Source organism: Pseudomonas sp. Teo4 (assembly GCF_034387475.1).
GTDB lineage: Bacteria > Pseudomonadota > Gammaproteobacteria > Pseudomonadales > Pseudomonadaceae > Aquipseudomonas.
In genome coordinates this window covers 571,050-586,899 of record NZ_JAXCIL010000001.1, presented here as the reverse complement: position 1 = coordinate 586,899, position 15,850 = coordinate 571,050, and the positions used below count along the sequence as shown (strand labels likewise).

The 15,850-nt window shown below is 62.8% G+C and carries 14 protein-coding genes; 7 read left to right on the top strand and 7 right to left on the bottom strand.

The features are described from left to right. Nucleotides 1–31 precede the first annotated feature (31 nt). On the bottom strand, nt 32–1,054 hold the full coding sequence (locus PspTeo4_RS02900) for an AraC family transcriptional regulator (protein ID WP_322362214.1): 1,023 nt from the start codon (nt 1,052–1,054) through the stop codon (nt 32–34). After that, nucleotides 1,051–1,911 carry a LysR substrate-binding domain-containing protein gene (locus PspTeo4_RS02895; protein WP_322362212.1) on the bottom strand — a complete coding sequence of 287 codons (861 nt, stop codon included), beginning with the start codon at nt 1,909–1,911 and terminating at the stop codon, nt 1,051–1,053. The genes PspTeo4_RS02900 and PspTeo4_RS02895 overlap by 4 nt, the downstream gene beginning before the upstream one ends. Before the next feature lie 134 nt (nt 1,912–2,045). Here PspTeo4_RS02895 and PspTeo4_RS02890 point away from each other — a divergent pair, with 134 nt between their 5' ends. Both PspTeo4_RS02890 and phnX read left to right on the top strand, forming a co-directional pair. Further along, nucleotides 2,046–3,152 carry a 2-aminoethylphosphonate--pyruvate transaminase gene (locus PspTeo4_RS02890; RefSeq protein WP_322362211.1) on the top strand — a complete coding sequence of 369 codons (1,107 nt, stop codon included), beginning with the start codon at nt 2,046–2,048 and terminating at the stop codon, nt 3,150–3,152. A 38-nt stretch (nt 3,153–3,190) separates the two neighbouring features. Then, on the top strand, nt 3,191–4,018 hold the full coding sequence (phnX, locus tag PspTeo4_RS02885; RefSeq protein WP_322362210.1) for a phosphonoacetaldehyde hydrolase: 828 nt from the start codon (nt 3,191–3,193) through the stop codon (nt 4,016–4,018). Between the two features lie 109 nt (nt 4,019–4,127). Here the strand turns inward: phnX and PspTeo4_RS02880 are convergent, their stop codons facing one another. Next, on the bottom strand, nt 4,128–4,688 hold the full coding sequence (locus PspTeo4_RS02880; RefSeq protein ID WP_322362209.1) for an NADPH-dependent FMN reductase: 561 nt from the start codon (nt 4,686–4,688) through the stop codon (nt 4,128–4,130). Between the two features lie 157 nt (nt 4,689–4,845). Between PspTeo4_RS02880 and PspTeo4_RS02875 the strand changes: the two genes are divergently transcribed. Further along, on the top strand, nt 4,846–5,064 hold the full coding sequence (locus PspTeo4_RS02875) for a hypothetical protein (protein ID WP_322362208.1): 219 nt from the start codon (nt 4,846–4,848) through the stop codon (nt 5,062–5,064). Here PspTeo4_RS02875 and PspTeo4_RS02870 read toward each other — a convergent pair. The 4 genes from PspTeo4_RS02870 to PspTeo4_RS02855 form a co-directional block, all read right to left on the bottom strand. Further along, nucleotides 5,048–7,297, bottom strand: a complete 2,250-nt coding sequence (locus PspTeo4_RS02870) for an Orn/Lys/Arg decarboxylase N-terminal domain-containing protein (RefSeq protein ID WP_322362207.1) — start codon at nt 7,295–7,297, stop codon at nt 5,048–5,050. The genes PspTeo4_RS02875 and PspTeo4_RS02870 overlap by 17 nt on opposite strands. Nucleotides 7,298–7,518: 221 nt before the next feature. Next, nucleotides 7,519–8,277 carry a DNA polymerase III subunit epsilon gene (dnaQ, locus tag PspTeo4_RS02865; RefSeq protein WP_322362206.1) on the bottom strand — a complete coding sequence of 253 codons (759 nt, stop codon included), beginning with the start codon at nt 8,275–8,277 and terminating at the stop codon, nt 7,519–7,521. Nucleotides 8,278–8,332: 55 nt separating this feature from the next. Continuing rightward, entirely contained in the window at nt 8,333–8,779 is a 447-nt protein-coding gene (gene rnhA, locus PspTeo4_RS02860; protein ID WP_322362205.1) for a ribonuclease HI, read from the bottom strand. Between the two features lie 13 nt (nt 8,780–8,792). After that, nucleotides 8,793–9,566, bottom strand: coding sequence for a class I SAM-dependent methyltransferase (locus tag PspTeo4_RS02855; RefSeq protein WP_322362204.1), 774 nt, complete (start codon nt 9,564–9,566; stop codon nt 8,793–8,795). A gap of 85 nt (nt 9,567–9,651) precedes the next feature. On the opposite strand from PspTeo4_RS02855, the gene gloB reads away from it, so the two are divergent. The 4 genes from gloB to PspTeo4_RS02835 all read left to right on the top strand — a co-directional run bounded on the left by gloB (nt 9,652) and on the right by PspTeo4_RS02835 (nt 15,849). Continuing rightward, a complete protein-coding gene (gloB, locus tag PspTeo4_RS02850; RefSeq protein ID WP_322362203.1) occupies nt 9,652–10,431 on the top strand; it encodes a hydroxyacylglutathione hydrolase in 780 nt (259 codons plus the stop codon). Nucleotides 10,432–10,531: 100 nt separating this feature from the next. Further along, entirely contained in the window at nt 10,532–11,959 is a 1,428-nt protein-coding gene (locus PspTeo4_RS02845) for a lytic transglycosylase domain-containing protein (RefSeq protein ID WP_322362202.1), read from the top strand. A 222-nt stretch (nt 11,960–12,181) separates the two neighbouring features. Then, nucleotides 12,182–14,011, top strand: coding sequence for an extracellular solute-binding protein (locus PspTeo4_RS02840; protein ID WP_322362201.1), 1,830 nt, complete (start codon nt 12,182–12,184; stop codon nt 14,009–14,011). Beyond that, complete coding sequence (locus PspTeo4_RS02835; protein WP_322362199.1) at nt 14,008–15,849, top strand: extracellular solute-binding protein; 1,842 nt, start codon at nt 14,008–14,010, stop codon at nt 15,847–15,849. Before PspTeo4_RS02840 ends, PspTeo4_RS02835 begins: the two co-directional genes overlap by 4 nt. Nucleotide 15,850 lies beyond the last annotated feature (1 nt).

Sequence of the window (15,850 nt, the reverse complement as noted above, 5' to 3'; positions counted from 1 at the left end):
AAACGCTTCGGCTCTGGCCGCGCAGACAGGCTCACTCGCCAGCGTCGCGAGCCTGGATCAGCGCCCGGTAATGCCCAGGGTTGCAGCCGAACCATTTGCGAAACGCCTTGTAGAACGAACTGCTGTCGGCGAAGCCCAGGCGCTCGGCGATGTCGCCCAGCGCAGGCTCCGCCTGGGCCAGCCAGGCAATGGCCAGTTCCCGCCGTGCACTGTCCTTGAGCCGCTGGTAGGTCTGCCCTTCTTCCGCCAGGCGTCGGCGCAGGGTGGCGCTCGACAGGCATAAACCACGGGCAAGACTGTCAGCGTCCGGCCAGTGGGCCGGGTCGATTTTCAGCAGGTCACCGCGAATACGCCTGGCCAGGCTGGCCGGGTCGCGGTACTTGACCAGGATGTTGCCCGGTGCCTCGGCAAGAAAACGCTGCAACTCCTGGGGCGTGCGCTTGAGCGGCAGATCGAGGCAGTCCGCCGCGATGATCATGCGTGTGCGCGGGCGTTCGAATTGCAGGTTCTCGGAAAACATCACCCGGTAATCGTCGCAGAACGGCGGCTCGGCACAACGCAGGTCGATGGCCAGGATCGGGATGCGTCGCCCCGCCAACCAGCAGGCCACACCGTGCACGATCATCCAGAAGGTGAAATAGGTAAATGCCCGGCGAGGTTGGTCCTGGGGTTCGTTGACGACGATTTCAGCCAGGCTTTGTTGGCGCACCAGGCTGGGTTGCAAGTCCTGAAGCATCAACGACAGAAAGCCCAAGGCAATCTCGAGCCCGGCGCCGAGGCTGTGCTGGGCCATCGCAGCGCGGGTCAGAAACGCAAGGCTGCCCATGGGCAGCCCGCGCGGGTCCATGGCAAAGAACTCATCGTTGCAACGCCTCGCCAGCAGGCGCCAGAGCTTGGCATAGGCATCGGCGGACACCCTTGCCTGCGCCAACTCCAGCTGTGCCGGGTCGATGCCGGCGCGCAGCAGCAGGCCAACATCGGGTTGCCCGGCCGGGCATGTCTGCAGCAGGGCCTCACGTACCAGCTGCATGGATATGGTGTCTTTCTCGCTCATTGGCCATCCAACCCCAGGAATGCCTTGATCAAACGCAGTTCACGGCGACGCTCCAGGCAACCGACCATGTGCCGGTTCACCAACCCGTCGCCGGCAATCGGCCGAGCCACCACCCTGGGATCATGAGCGACCTCCACCGACGAGACGATGCCGATACCCAATTCGGCCGCCACAGCCTCGGTCACGGCCTCGCGGCTGTCCAGTTCCAGCAGCACCCTAGGGTGCACCTGGGCAGCGGCACAGGCCTGGTCGAAGGTGCGCCGGGTGATCGAACTGGGCTCACGCAGCACCATGATCTGCTTGTCCAGTTCGGACAGGGCCAATTCACCAGCCTCGTGCGCCCAGGCATGGCCGACAGGCAACAAGGCACACATCCGCGAATCGCCAAGGCTCTGTAAATACAGCCCCTTGCGCGGCTCGACTTCGGTCAACACGGCCACATCGGCATGCTCCGACAGCAGAGCGGCCAGGGTTTCCTGGGCATTGCCCAGCCGCAGGTTGACGGTGATACCGGGAAAGCGTGCGCGTAGTTGGGCCAGCATCGGCATGACCCTGTGTGGCCCATCGGCAGCCACTTCCAGGCGCCCAGTCAACAACTGCCGGTTGGCTTCCAGCATCGACTGCGCTTCTTCGGCCAGGCTGAACATGGCCCGCGTGATGGCGGCCAGACGGGTGCCCTCCTCCGTCAGCTCCACCCGCCGCGCCGTGCGCCGCAACAGGGTGATCTGGTAGTGCTCCTCCAACGCCTTGATGTGCCCGGTCACCGCCGGCTGGCTGATGAACAGGCGTGCCGCGGCACGGGTAAAACTGCCTTCACGGGCGACCGCGTCGAACGCACGAAGCTGGAACAGGTTCATATCTATCGGCCTGACTTATGGCTGGCATAACAACAAACAATTTGATTGATGAGAGACCGAATTGCAACCTAGCACCCGTAGTTTCAGCGCCACATCAACTGGCGGACCACCCGCAGCTTGTGAGGAACCACGGAATGAGCAAAGCCCCGATTCTGCTGACCCCCGGCCCACTGACCACTTCAATCCGCACCCGCCAAGCCATGCTGGTGGACTGGGGTTCCTGGGACCGCGACTTCAACCAACTCACTGCCAGTGTCTGCGAACAACTGCTGGCGATCATCGATGGCAGCGCCAGCCACCACTGCGTGCCCCTGCAAGGCAGCGGCACCTTTGCCGTCGAAGCCGCCATCGGCACCCTCGTACCCCGTGACGGCAAGGTACTGGTGCTGATCAATGGCGCCTACGGCCAGCGCCTGGCCAAGATCTGCAAAGTTCTGGGCCGCACCTACAGCACCTTCGAAACCGCCGAAGACCAACCGACCACCGCCGCCGACGTCGACCGCCTGCTGGCCGCCGACCCGGCCGTGACCCACGTGGCGCTGATCCACTGCGAAACCAGCACCGGCATCCTCAACCCGCTGCCGGAGATTGCCCAGGTCATCAAGCGCCACGGCAAACGCCTGATCATCGACGCCATGAGCTCGTTCGGCGCGCTGCCGATCGATGCCCGCGAAATCCCCTTCGAAGCGCTGATCGCCGCCTCGGGCAAATGCCTTGAAGGCGTACCGGGCATGGGCTTCGTGTTCGCCGAGAAAAACGCCCTGGCCGGCGCCGAAGGCAATGCCCACTCCCTGGCCATGGACCTGCACGACCAGCACCAGTACATGGCCAAGACCGGCCAGTGGCGCTTCACCCCGCCCACCCACGTGGTCGCCGCCCTGCACGAAGCCTTGCTGCAATACAACGAAGAAGGCGGCCTGCCAGCGCGCCACCAGCGCTACGCCGACAACTGCAAGACCCTGCTCGACGGCATGGCGGCCATTGGCCTGCGCAGCTTCCTGCCGGCCGAGATCCAGGCACCGATCATCGTCACCTTCCACGCGCCGAACGATGCCCGCTACCAGTTCAAGGACTTCTACGAGCGGGTCAAGGCCAAGGGCTTCATCCTCTACCCGGGCAAGCTGACCCAGGTCGAAACCTTCCGCGTCGGCTGCATCGGCGTGGTCGGGGCGGACGGCATGCAGGCCGCTGTCGATGCCGTGGCCCAAGTGCTGCGGGAAATGGAAGTACTGGACATCTGATTCGCCCAACCGCCCCAACCTTCTAGGAATTCGCGCACATGAACTACAGCAACCCTACCCAGCTGCAAGCCGCCATTCTTGACTGGGCCGGCACCGTGGTCGACTTCGGCTCCTTCGCCCCGACCCAGATCTTCGTCGAAGCCTTCGCCGAGTTCGACGTTCAGGTGTCCATCGAAGAGGCCCGTGGCCCGATGGGCATGGGCAAGTGGGACCACATCCGCACCTTGTGCGACGTGCCGGAAATCGCCGAGCGCTACCGCAAGGTGTTCGGCCGCACGCCCACCGACGAGGACGTCACCGCCATCTACGAGCGCTTCATGCCGCTGCAGATCGAGAAGATCGCCGTGCACTCGGCGCTGATTCCAGGCGCCTTGGATACCCTCACCGGGTTGCGCAAGGACGGCCTGAAGATCGGCTCGTGCTCCGGCTACCCGAAAGTGGTGATGGACAAGGTGGTGGAGCTGGCCGCGCAGAACGGCTATGTCGCCGACCATGTGGTGGCCACTGATGAAACGCCCAATGGCCGCCCTTGGCCGGCTCAGGCCCTGGCCAACGTGATCGCCCTGGGCATCGACGATGTGGCGGCCTGCGTCAAGGTCGACGATACCGTACCCGGCATTCTCGAGGGCCGCCGTGCCGGCATGTGGACCGTGGCACTGGTGTGCTCGGGCAACGCACTGGGCCTGACCTGGGAGGGTTACCGGGCGCTGAGTGCGGAGAAACTGGAAAGCGAACGCAAGCGCATCCACGCGATGTTCGAGAGTTCGCGCCCGCACTACCTGATCGACACCATCAACGAGTTGCCAGAGGTGATTGCCGATATCAACCGGCGGCTGGCCAAAGGTGAGATGCCGCAGGCGTTCTGACCGACGCATCGCCGGCAAGCCGGCTCCCACAGAGACCGCGACGATCTTCAGATCACTGCCGTACCTGTAGGAGCCGGCTTGCCGGCGATAGGGCCTGACGCCCGCAACCTCAAACCGCGCGGTTCAGCTTCACCCACGAAGCAAACTTGTCGATGAACCCTTGCAGGAACGGCCGGGTCTTGTCATTGAGCTTGCCGTTGTCCTCGAACAGGCTCGCCGCCCCACCGATATAGGCCTCGGGCATCTGCATGCAGGGCATGTCGAGAAACACCAGCGACTGGCGCACGGCATGGTTGGCACCAAAACCACCGATGGCCCCCGGCGAGACACTCACCACCGCCGCCGGCTTGCCGCTCCAGGCACTTTGCCCGTAGGGCCTGGACCCCACGTCAATGGCATTTTTCAAGCAGCCCGGCACCGACCGGTTGTACTCCGGGGTCACGAACAGCACGGCGTCACTGCGACGAATCTCATCACGAAAGTGCTTCCAGGACTCGGGCACGCCTTCAGCCTCGACATCCTCGTTGTACAGCGGCAAGTCGCCGATCTCGACGATCTTCAAGGCAAGGCTGGACGGCGCCAGCTCCGAAAGTGCCCGGGCCACCTTGCGGTTGTACGAATCCTTGCGCAAGCTGCCGACGACGACCGCTACCGAATACACCTGGCTCATGGCGATTTCCAACCTTTGCTGGGTAATGGGACGTTGTAGTTATAGATGACCGTTCCTCGGCCCCTTGGTTTTTTTTCGTTGCGGCTAAAACTTCCTGCCGCCTGAAGCGGTCTATGCCTGCAGACATTTCCCAAGCAATTCAGAGGTTTTCACCCAAATGGCAGCAGTAATGGTCGGCCAGTTCCACGCCCGTGACGCCGAAGGCCGTATCTACCCCGTCCACGAATTCCAGGAATCCACCCTGCAGATCGACGGCAGCATCCAGGGCGCACCGATCACCAGTTACCGCCTGGCCATCGGCGACAAGGTCAACCACCTGGGTGAAGACCGCTTCGAACTGGCGCGCACCGGCGTCGAGATCATTCGCATTCCTTGATGCAGTCCACCGTGTAAGCGCCGTTCTCATGCTGCAGCCCATGCACGTCGGCGACGAAGCCAGGAAAGCCGCTGTCGAATGCGCGGGCGAAGGCCAGGTAATCGAGAATCGAGCGGGTGGTTTCGGTGAAACGCTCGCCCGGCATGATCAGCGCGATGCCTGGCGGATACGGCACCAGCATCACCGCTGCGACCCGACCCAGCAGCGCCTCGATGGGCACCGCTTCCACTTCACCGCGTACCATACGGTCATAAGCCTGTGCCGGGCTCATCACCACCTCGGGTAACCGCGTGAACAACCGCTTGAGCTGCTTGGCAGTGGCGTTGGCGCGGTAGCAATCGTGCAACTGGTTGCACAGGTCGCGCAGCCCCATGCCCTGATAACGCGAAGGCGCCACCGCCACCACGCTGGGCAGGCACGCACTCAATACCGTGTTGCCGTCGTAGTGACGCTTGAACTCCAACAGCTCGGTCAGCAAGGTGCTCCACTTGCCTTTGGTGATGCCCATGGAGAACAGCACCAGGAAGCTGTACAACCCGGTCTTCTCCACCACCAGCCCACGCTCCCAGAGGAACTTGCTGACCACCGCCGCCGGAATGCCATGCTCGCCCAGCACACCACCGGCATCGAGACCGGGCATCACCAACGTGACCTTGAGCGGGTCGAGCAATACATAGTCATCCGCCAGCTCGCCGAAGCCATGCCACTGCGCACCTGGTTGCAACAACCAGTCCTGCACCGCAAGTCGGTGAATCCCTTCTGCCGTCGACGGCTGCCAGATACTGAACCACCAGTCATCGGCGGCGATGTGCTCGCGCAGGTTGGCCAGGGCCCGGCGAAAACTCAGAGCCTCGTCGAACATCTCCTGCAGCAGCGAGCGCCCAGCCGGGCCTTCCATCATGGTCGAAGCCACGTCCAGCGAGGCGAGGATGCTGTATTGCGGTGAAGTGGAGATATGCATCATGAACGCTTCGTTGAAGCGGTCGCGGTCCAGCTGACGCTGCGCGCCGTCCTGAACATGGATCATCGACGCCTGACTGAAGGCTGCGAGCAGTTTGTGGGTGGAGTGGGTGCTGAACACCAGCGGGCTGTCTGCCTCACAGGCGGTGCCCATGGCATAACGGTTTTCGAAGAAGTCATGAAAGGCCGCATAGGCGAACCAGGCTTCGTCGAAGTGCAGCACCTCGACGCTAGCGCCCAACGCCTGCTTGATCATTCCAGCGTGGTAGCACAGCCCGTCGTAGGTGGAGTTGGTCACCACCGCCAGCTTGACCCGAGGCGTACGGCCGCGGGCCAGGGGGTTGGCCAGGATCTTCGCCTGGATCGCTTCGGCACTGAACTCACTGAGCGGGATCGGGCCGATGATGCCCAGCTCGTTGCGCTCTGGGCACAGGTAAATGGGAATGGCACCAGTCATGATGATCGCATGCACCACCGACTTGTGGCAGTTGCGGTCCACCAGCACCAGGTCGTCACGGCCCACCATGGCGTGCCAGACAATCTTGTTGGCGGTGGATGTGCCATTGATCACGAAGAAGGTGTGGTCGGCGCCGAAGTTGCGCGCGGCACGGGCCTCGGCTTCGGCGAGCGGGCCGGTATGGTCGAGCAGCGAACCCAGTTCGGGCACCGAAACGGACAGGTCGGAGCGCAGGGTGTTTTCACCGAAGAACTGATGAAACGCCAGGCCTACGGGCGTCTTGCGATAAGCCACGCCGCCACCATGACCGGGGGTGTGCCATGAGTAATTCGATTGAGCGGTGTGCTGCACCAAGGCTTTGAAGAACGGCGGCAGCAAGCCGTCGAGGTAGATATGGGCAGCGCGGGCGACTTGCCGGGCCAGGAATGGCACTGTGTCTTCGAACAGATAGAGGATGCCACGCAACTGGTTGAGTTCGCCCATGACTTCGGCGGGTGCGTTCTCCAGCGTGACCTGCTCGCCCAGGGCGAAGATGGGCAGGTTCGGGGCCCGCAGGCGAGCCAGACGAATCAGTTCGGCCATGTTCTGCAGCAGGTGGGTATTCTCGCCGACGCCTTCGGCGGCGATCAGCATGCAGGCCAGGCCGTGGTGGGTAGCGGCAACCAGGCGTGCTTCGGCATGGTCGGCCGCGGCGAGGATGGCAAAGCCGTCCTGGCTCAGCTCATCGGCAATACCGCGGATACGTTCACCGGCGACACTGTCAGCCTTGATCGCCCGGTGGACGATGAGGATGGGGAACTTGAGGTCCTTGTACATCCGTTACTACCCCCTTTCGAACAGGTCATGCTGTTCAGGGTAGTAGAGCTGATGGTGTCAGTACGGGCCTCATCGCTGGCAAGCCAGCTCCCACAGGGATCGCGCCAGCTTTTAGAAATTGAGCAAGACAGTTGCTCCTAAAGGTACTGCAGTGACCTCAGGATTGGTGCGGTCCATGTGGGAGCCGGCTTGCCGGCGACAAGGCCGCAGCGGCCAGCACATCAACCGGCAGGCGTTTCCGTCAGCACCTGCCACATTGCCGGCCCGCCCGCCGACTTGGCAATGGCCGCCAGGCGCTCGGCATGGGCCTCCATCTCCTCGGCGGTAGCCATGATCACCCGACCAGGCGCACGCCCGGTAATACGGCGAATCTCACTGCCAGTGCCGCCCTGCCCATCACCGTCGCTATCAGCACCATGGCCAGCCAGCGACAGGCTGGTCTGGCCACCGGTCATCGCCAGGTAGACGTCAGCCAGCAGTTCCGAGTCGAGCAATGCGCCGTGCAGTTCACGGCCGGAGTTGTCGATGTCGTAGCGTTTGCACAACGCATCGAGGCTGTTGCGCTGCCCTGGGTGACGGGCCCGAGCCAGCAACAGGGTGTCAAGAATGGTGCAGTGCCGGGAAATATCAGCGCGGTCCTGCTGCCCCATCAAGGCGAATTCGTTGTTGATGAAGCCAACGTCGAACGCCGCGTTATGGATGACCAGCGTGGCGCCCTGGATGAACTCGAAGAACTCTTCGGCCACCTCGGCAAAGCGCGGCTTGCCGACCAGGAAGGTATCGGTGATGCCGTGAACGCCGATGGCGCCCTCGTCACTTTCCCGATCAGGTTGCAGGTACACGTGGAAGTGACGCCCGGTCAGGCGCCGGCCGATGACCTCGACACAGCCGATCTCGATGATTCGATGGCCTTCGCCCACTGGCATGCCGGTGGTTTCGGTATCGAGAATGACCAGCCTGGTATCTTGCTGCTGCTCCACGCGGAGGGCTCCAACTTGCATCTATGACAAAACGGGGGGCGGATTGTACCCCAGCTCAACCCTTGCTGCGCACTTCGTCGACACCGCGGTTGGCGAGCTGGTCGGCACGCTCGTTGCCGGGGTGGCCGATGTGACCACGTACCCACTTCCAAGTCACCTTGTGACGGTTAACCTGCTCGTCGAGCAACTGCCAGAGGTCGGCGTTTTTCACCGGTTCCTTGGCAGCGGTCTTCCAGCCACGCTTCTTCCAGTTGGCCATCCACTCGTTGATGCCCTTCATCACGTACTGCGAGTCGGTGGTCAGCACCACTTCGCATTCGCGCTTGAGAGCCATCAGCCCCTGGATCGCGGCCATCAGTTCCATACGGTTGTTGGTGGTTTCGCGTTCGCCGCCCCACAGTTCCTTCTCGACGCCCTTGAAGACCAGCAGGACGCCCCAGCCACCTGGGCCGGGGTTGCCCTTGCAGGCGCCATCGGTATACATCTCGACGCTATCGCTCATGTACCACTCATGTTCAGTGCTTTTCGGTATCCGGGTTGGCGGCGGTACGGTTGACCTTGGCCATCGGCAGCGGCAGCAGCTTGCCCATCGGCTCGCGGCGCACCTGGCGCAACGGCCGCAGGCCGACCACCATCTTGCGCGCTACCAGCAGGTAGACCCCACCGCCGGCACTCTGCCAGCCTCCCGCCATCCGCTCCCAACCCGCCAGGCGTTGCTGCCAGGCCGGTGAAGTGAGCGGCGGACGATAGCACCCGAAGCGGCGTTTCTCCAGCGCGAAGCCCAGCAGGTTGAGCCAGTCGCCAACCCGCGAGGGCGAGATGCAGCGGGCCTTGCGCAGTGCGCCATGGCTGAAGAAATGGCGCACGCCCCAACTGCTCCAGGGGTTGATGCCGACGATCAACAGATGCCCGCCAGGGCGCACGGCGCTGGCCGCCTCGCGCAGCAGGCCGTGGGGCGACAGACTGAAGTCCAGGCCATGTTGCAGCACCACCACGTCGGCGGCATGTTCGCCAAGCGGCCAGGCCTGTTCTTCACAGACGATCTCCACACCCGGCAGCGGCGCGCCGAGGCGAACGTTGCGTTGTACCTGAGGCGCACTCGGCGGAGCCTCGGCACACGGGCCGTAATGAACGAGGAAGCCGCCAAAAAAGCGCCCCAGTTCCTCTTCGAGCAGTTTTTCCTCTTCTTCGAGCATCAGTCGCCCGAGCGGCCCGTTGAACCAGTCACGGGCCAGGCTGATCAGCTCGACCCAGTCCGGGTCGGCCTGGGCAAAGGCTTGGTCGGTCATTGCGCTCTCCCTCGAAGGTTCTCGCACCGCGCCATCGCGGCTAAGATGCCCTCATGTGCCACGCTTGGCGATTCGGATCCGCACCATGATACAGATCGATGCTCTCCCCGCTTTCTCCGACAACTACATATGGTTGTTACAGGATACTGCCAAACGCCGTTGCGCGGTGGTCGATCCAGGTGACGCCGGCCCGGTGGAAGCCTGGCTCGCCGCCAACCCTGGCTGGGTGTTGGAAGACATCCTGGTGACTCACCACCATAACGATCACGTCGGCGGTGTCGAGCGCCTCAAGCGCTTGACCTATGCACGGGTCTGCGGCCCGGCCAACGAGCGCATTCCCTGCCGCGACCTGGCATTGGACGAAGGCGACCAGCTGACAGTGCTGGGCGTGACCTTCCAGGTGCTGGCCGTGCCAGGCCATACCCTCGGGCATATCGCCTATTTCAGCGATCAACCCGCGACTCCGCTGCTGTTCAGTGGTGACACGCTGTTCGCCGCCGGTTGCGGGCGCATGTTCGAAGGCACGCCAGAGCAGATGCAACCCGCTCTCGCCCGCCTGGCGGCCTTGCCCGAGCGAACCGAGGTGTACTGCGCCCACGAATACACCCTGAGCAACCTGCGTTTTGCCAAGGCCGTGGAGCCGTCAAACCCGCACGTTCTGCAACGGTTCGAGGACGTTACCCAGCTACGCGCCGACAATCGCATCACATTGCCATCAACCATCGGCCTCGAGAGGCTGACCAACCCCTTCCTGCGTACCTCTGAAACATTAGTTAAACAAAAAGCAGACGAATGGAAGGGACATTCAAACCCCACGCAGGTCACTGTTTTTGCTGCCTTGAGGTCTTGGAAGGACACCTTCTGATAACCTCAAGATATATCGCAGACCGAGGTCAATGGTTGACCCGAGAGGGACCGGTTTCTAGAATCGCCGAAATTTTTCGCCCGGAAACCTGTCCCAGCCGATGTCTTCCCGTAGCCGCAGAACCTCTCATTCCGTCGCCCTGACGCGCCTGGCCCAAATCAGTGCGCTGGCCCTGGCCGCCACTTTGGTGGGCTGCCAGAGCACCCGTCAGGTCGACGAATCCGACAGCGTTCGCGCGCACAACTATCAGGCTCGGATCAAGCACAAGCCGTCGCCTCTGGCGGTCAAACCTGCCGACCAAACACCGCAGGATGTGTGGGAGCGCATGCGCCAGGGCTTCGCCCTGCAGGACAACATCGACGTCAACCCGCGGATCGAACAGCAACGCCTGTGGTTTGCCAGCAACCCGACCTTCCTCGAAAGTGCCGGCGAGCGTGGCAGCCTCTACCTGCATTACATCGTCGAGCGCCTTGAAGAACGCGACATGCCGCTGGAGCTGGCGCTGCTGCCGGCCATCGAAAGTGCCTACAACCCGATGGCCTACTCCCGCGCCCATGCCGTGGGCTTGTGGCAGTTCATCCCGTCCACCGGTCGCCACTTCAACCTGCGCCAGACCAACTTCTACGATGGCCGCCGCGATATCACCGCGTCGACCAACGCCGCGCTGGACTACCTGACCCGCCTGCACGACATGTTCAACGGCGACTGGCTGCTGGCCCTGGCGGCCTACAATGCCGGTGAAGGCACGGTCAGCCGGGCCATCGAGCGTAACGAGAGGCTCGGCCTGCCGACCGACTACTGGAACCTGCCACTGCCCCAGGAAACCCGTGACTACGTGCCCAAGCTGCTGGCCCTGTCGCAGGTGGTGATGACGCCGGAAGCCTACGGCGTGAACCTGAACCCGATCGCCAACGAACCCTACTTCGAGGCAGTGGCGATCAATGACCGCCTCGACCTGTCGCGGGTTGCCGCCTTCGCCAACATCGACGAAGACGAGCTGATTCAGCTCAACCCGGCGTTCAAGAAACGCATGACCGTTGACGGCCCCAAGCAACTGCTGGTGCCAACGGCCAAGGCCCAATTGCTGACCAACAGCCTGAACAACCTCAAGCCAGAGCAGTTGGTCAGCCTGCAACCACGCAAGGCCGTGTTCGAGGCCGCAGTGGCCGAGGCCAAGGCCCCGGCGGCGCGCAGCTATCGGGTCAAGCGTGGCGACAACCTGGCCAGCATCGCCAAGGCCAACCGCGTTTCGGTGAAGGATATTCAGCGCTGGAACAAACTGCCGGGCAATCGCCTGCGCGCAGGTCAGGTATTGGCCCTGCGCGGTGGCAACGCGCCGAGCGCGGCTGGCAATCGGGTAGCGGCCTCGCAAAAACGTTCCACCCAATACAAAGTGCGCAAAGGTGATTCGCTGTACCTGGTGGCCAAACGTTTCAACGTCGAAATGAAGCACCTCAAGCGCTGGAATCCGCGCAGCGGGCATGCACTCAAGCCGGGGCAGACCCTCACGGTTTACCTGTCGCACTGATGTGAGCGTTGGGGCCGCTTCGCGCCCCATTCGCGGACAAGCCCGCTCCCACAAGAACCCCGCAATTTTCTGGATTGCTGATCAAGCTGTAGCAGCGGGCTTGCCCCGCGAATGGGCTGCAAAGCAACGCTACGCGATCCACCCAACCACACCTTTTTCCAACCCCGCCAAGCTGTTACTGTACCCCGACCAAAGCCCAACGCCTCTGGATCGGATGCCGAATTGATACGTCCCCTCCTGCTGTCACTCAGCCTGGCCTTGAGCTTTCCCGCAGTCGCGATGGTGAGCGAAAGCCACGGATACGCGCAGTTCGGCACGCTCAGGTACCCGGCCACATTCACCCATTTCGACTGGGTAAACCCGCAAGCGCCCAAAGGCGGTACCTTGCGGGCCATGGCATTTGGCACGTTCGACACGCTCAACCCTTACACCTTCAAAGGCTCGAGCCCGGTCACCACGCCGAATTTCCTGCAGTACGGCATCAGCGAGCTGAACGAGCCGCTGATGATCGGCACCGGCCAATACGACCCGTCCGGCGACGAACCTACCTCCAGCTATGGCCTGATCGCCCGCTCGGTCGAGTACAGCGAGGACCGCAGTTGGGTGGTGTTCAACCTGCGCCCGGAAGCACGCTTCCACGATGGCCACCCCATCACCTCGGCAGACGTTGCATTCACCTATCGGACCCTGCTCAAGGACGGCCACCCGATCTACCGCACCAACCTGCAGGAAGTGCAGCGGGTGGACATTCTCGGGCCGCTGCGTATCCGCTTCGTGTTCAAGCGCGCCGGCAACCCGCTGCTGATCCTGCGACTAGGTGAAATGCCGGTGCTGCCCAAGCACTACTGGCAAGGCCGCGACTTCAAGGCCACCACATTCGAACCGCCTTTGGGCAGTGGCCCATACCGCATCACCCAGGTACAACCGGGCCGCAGCCTGGTATTCGAGCGGGTGAAGAACTACTGGGGCAAGGACCTGGCGGTCAACCGCGGCAAATACAATTTCGACCGCGTCGAGTACGAATTCTACCGGGACGCCACGGTGGCCTTCGAAGCCTTCAAGGCCGGCGAATTCGACATCTATATCGAGCACCAGGCCAAGAATTGGGCCAACGGCTATAACTTCCCGGCGATTCGCCGCGGTGATGTCATCAAGGCGCAGATTCCCCACCGCATCCCGACCCAGACCCAGGGCCTGTTCATGAACAGCCGCCGGGCCAATTTCAGCGACGCACAGGTTCGCCAGGCCTTGGGCCTGATGCTCGATTTCGAGTGGACCAATCGCGCCCTGTTCAGCAGTGCCTACCGGCGTTCGACCAGTTACTACCCCAACAGCGATTTCGCCGCGACCGGCTTGCCCACCGGCAAGGAGTGGCTGCTGCTCACACCGTTCCGTGATCAGTTGCCAGAGAAGCTGTTCACCGAGCCTTACAAGGTCAGCCACACCGATGGCCGCGGCATCAACCGCCAGACCCTGCGCCAGGCGCTCGCCCTGTTTGCCCAGGCCGGCTGGAAGCTCGACGGCCAGCGTCTGGTGAACAACAAGGGCCAGCAATTCCGTATGGAGCTGCTGCTGGTGAACCCCAACCTTGAACGCATCCTGCAACCTTATGTCGAAAACCTGGCGAGCATCGGTATTGACGCACATCTGCGCACAGTAGACCGAGCCCAGTACAAGCAGCGCCTGGACCAGTTCGATTTCGACATGATCCTGATGACCCTGAACCAGACCTTGAGCCCAGGCCTCGAACAGTGGCTGTACTTCCATTCAAGCCAGGCCTCGACCAAGGGCAGCAAGAACTATGCTGGGGTCAAGGACCCGGTGGTCGACCACCTGCTCGACACCTTGCTCGCCGCCCGTACCCGCGACGACCAGGTCGCCGCCGCCCGCGCCCTGGACCGTGTGCTTTCGTGGCAGTACTACATGATCCCCAATTGGTATCTCGACAATCACCGCCTGGCCTACCGCAACCGGTTCGCCTTCGTCACCACGCCGCCCTACACACTGGGCTTGAACAGCTGGTGGCTCAAGACTTCGGAGAAAGCCCAATGATGCCAACGCATCACCTGCGCCGGCTGGCAGGCAGCCTGTTGCTCGCCTGCCTGAGCCTGCCGGCTCTGGCCGCGCCACAACATGCGCTCACCCTCTACGACGAGGCGCCGAAATACCCGGCCGACTTCAAGCACTTCGACTACGTCAACCCGGACGCGCCCAAGGGCGGCACCTTCCGCCAGTCCAGCTTCGGTGGTTTCGACAGCCTCAACCCCTTCATCAACAAAGGGGTCGCCGCCGACAACATCAGCATCATCTACGACACCTTGATGCGTCAGAGCCTGGACGAGCCGTTTACCGAATACGGCCTGGTGGCCGGCAAGATCGAAAAGGCCCCGGACAACAGCTGGGTACGCTTCTACCTGCGCCCCGAGGCCCGCTTCCATGACGGCCACCCGATGCGTGCGGACGATGTGGTGTTCACCTTCGATGCCCTGACCAAGCAAGGGGCGCCGCTCTACCGCCAGTATTACGCCGACGTGGCCGAGGTGGTGGCCGAAGACCCGCTGCGGGTGCTGTTCAAGTTCAAGCACGGCAACAACCGTGAGCTACCGCTGATTCTCGGCCAATTGCCGGTGCTGCCCAAGCACTGGTACGAAGGCCGTGACTTCACCCGTGGCAACCTGGAGATCCCACTGGGCAGCGGCCCGTACAAGGTGGCCGAGGTCAAGGCCGGCCGCTCGATCCGCTACGAGCGGGTCAAGGACTACTGGGCCAAGGATCTGCCGATCAACCGTGGTTTCTACAATTTCGATGCGATGACCGTCGACTCGTTCCGTGACAACACCGTGGCCCTGGAAGCACTCAAGGCCGGGCAGTTCGACTACTGGCTCGAAATGAGCGCGAAGAACTGGGCCACCGCCTACAACGTACCAGCGGTGCGCGAAGGGCGCCTGATTCGCGAAGAGTTGCCAAACGGCAACCCCACCGGCATGCAGGGCTTTATCTTCAATCTGCGCCGCCCGCTGTTCCAGGACGTACGCGTGCGCGAAGCGCTGAGCCAGTTGCTGGACTACGAGTGGACCAACAAGCAGCTGTTCAACGGCGCCTACACCCGCACGGGCAGTTACTTCGAAAACTCCGAAATGGCCGCACGCGGCCTGCCCAGCGCCGATGAGCTGAAGATTCTCGAACCGTTTCGCGGCAAAGTCCCCGAGCAAGCCTTCACCGAGGCCTTCCACAACCCGGTCAGCGACGCCAGCGGCGTGATCCGCGAGCAGCAACGCAAGGCATACAAGCTGCTGCAAGAGGCCGGCTGGAAAATCGTCGACGACAAGATGGTCGATGCCCAGGGCAAGCCGGTGACCATCGAGTTTCTCCTGGCGCAAACCGAGTTCGAGCGTATCCTGCTGCCGTTCAAGCGTAACCTGGCCGACCTGGGTATCGACCTGAACATCCGCCGGGTCGACGTTTCCCAGTACATCACCCGCCTGCGCTCGCGGGACTTCGACATGATCGTCGGCGGTTTCCCGCAGTCCAACTCGCCCGGCAACGAGCAGCGCGAGTACTGGACCAGCGCCGCCGCGGACAACCCCGGCAGCCGCAACTTCATCGGCCTGCGCGACCCGGCCATCGACCAACTGGTCGAACAGCTGATCAATGCCGACTCGCGCCAGAGCCTGGTCAACCATGCCAAGGCACTGGACCGTGTCTTGCTGTGGGGTTACTACGTGATCCCCAACTGGCACATCAAGACCTGGCGCGTGGCGTACTGGAACAACATCGGCCACCCGAAAGTGTCGCCCAAGTACGACGTGGGCATCGACACCTGGTGGATCAAGCCCGAGGTCGCCCCGGCCATGCCGGATGCAGCGGCCCCTGCGGATGAGGCCAACTGAC

What these genes read in the sequence shown, in the direction of transcription:
- PspTeo4_RS02900 (WP_322362214.1), bottom strand. Translation starts at nt 1,054, where the DNA reads ATGAGCGAGAAAGACACCATATCCATGCAGCTGGTACGTGAGGCCCTG.
- PspTeo4_RS02895 (WP_322362212.1), bottom strand. Translation starts at nt 1,911, where the DNA reads ATGAACCTGTTCCAGCTTCGTGCGTTCGACGCGGTCGCCCGTGAAGGC.
- PspTeo4_RS02890 (WP_322362211.1), top strand. Translation starts at nt 2,046, where the DNA reads ATGAGCAAAGCCCCGATTCTGCTGACCCCCGGCCCACTGACCACTTCA.
- phnX (WP_322362210.1), top strand. Translation starts at nt 3,191, where the DNA reads ATGAACTACAGCAACCCTACCCAGCTGCAAGCCGCCATTCTTGACTGG.
- PspTeo4_RS02880 (WP_322362209.1), bottom strand. Translation starts at nt 4,688, where the DNA reads ATGAGCCAGGTGTATTCGGTAGCGGTCGTCGTCGGCAGCTTGCGCAAG.
- PspTeo4_RS02875 (WP_322362208.1), top strand. Translation starts at nt 4,846, where the DNA reads ATGGCAGCAGTAATGGTCGGCCAGTTCCACGCCCGTGACGCCGAAGGC.
- PspTeo4_RS02870 (WP_322362207.1), bottom strand. Translation starts at nt 7,297, where the DNA reads ATGTACAAGGACCTCAAGTTCCCCATCCTCATCGTCCACCGGGCGATC.
- rnhA (WP_322362205.1), bottom strand. Translation starts at nt 8,779, where the DNA reads ATGAGCGATAGCGTCGAGATGTATACCGATGGCGCCTGCAAGGGCAAC.
- PspTeo4_RS02855 (WP_322362204.1), bottom strand. Translation starts at nt 9,566, where the DNA reads ATGACCGACCAAGCCTTTGCCCAGGCCGACCCGGACTGGGTCGAGCTG.
- gloB (WP_322362203.1), top strand. Translation starts at nt 9,652, where the DNA reads ATGATACAGATCGATGCTCTCCCCGCTTTCTCCGACAACTACATATGG.
- PspTeo4_RS02845 (WP_322362202.1), top strand. Translation starts at nt 10,532, where the DNA reads ATGTCTTCCCGTAGCCGCAGAACCTCTCATTCCGTCGCCCTGACGCGC.
- PspTeo4_RS02835 (WP_322362199.1), top strand. Translation starts at nt 14,008, where the DNA reads ATGATGCCAACGCATCACCTGCGCCGGCTGGCAGGCAGCCTGTTGCTC.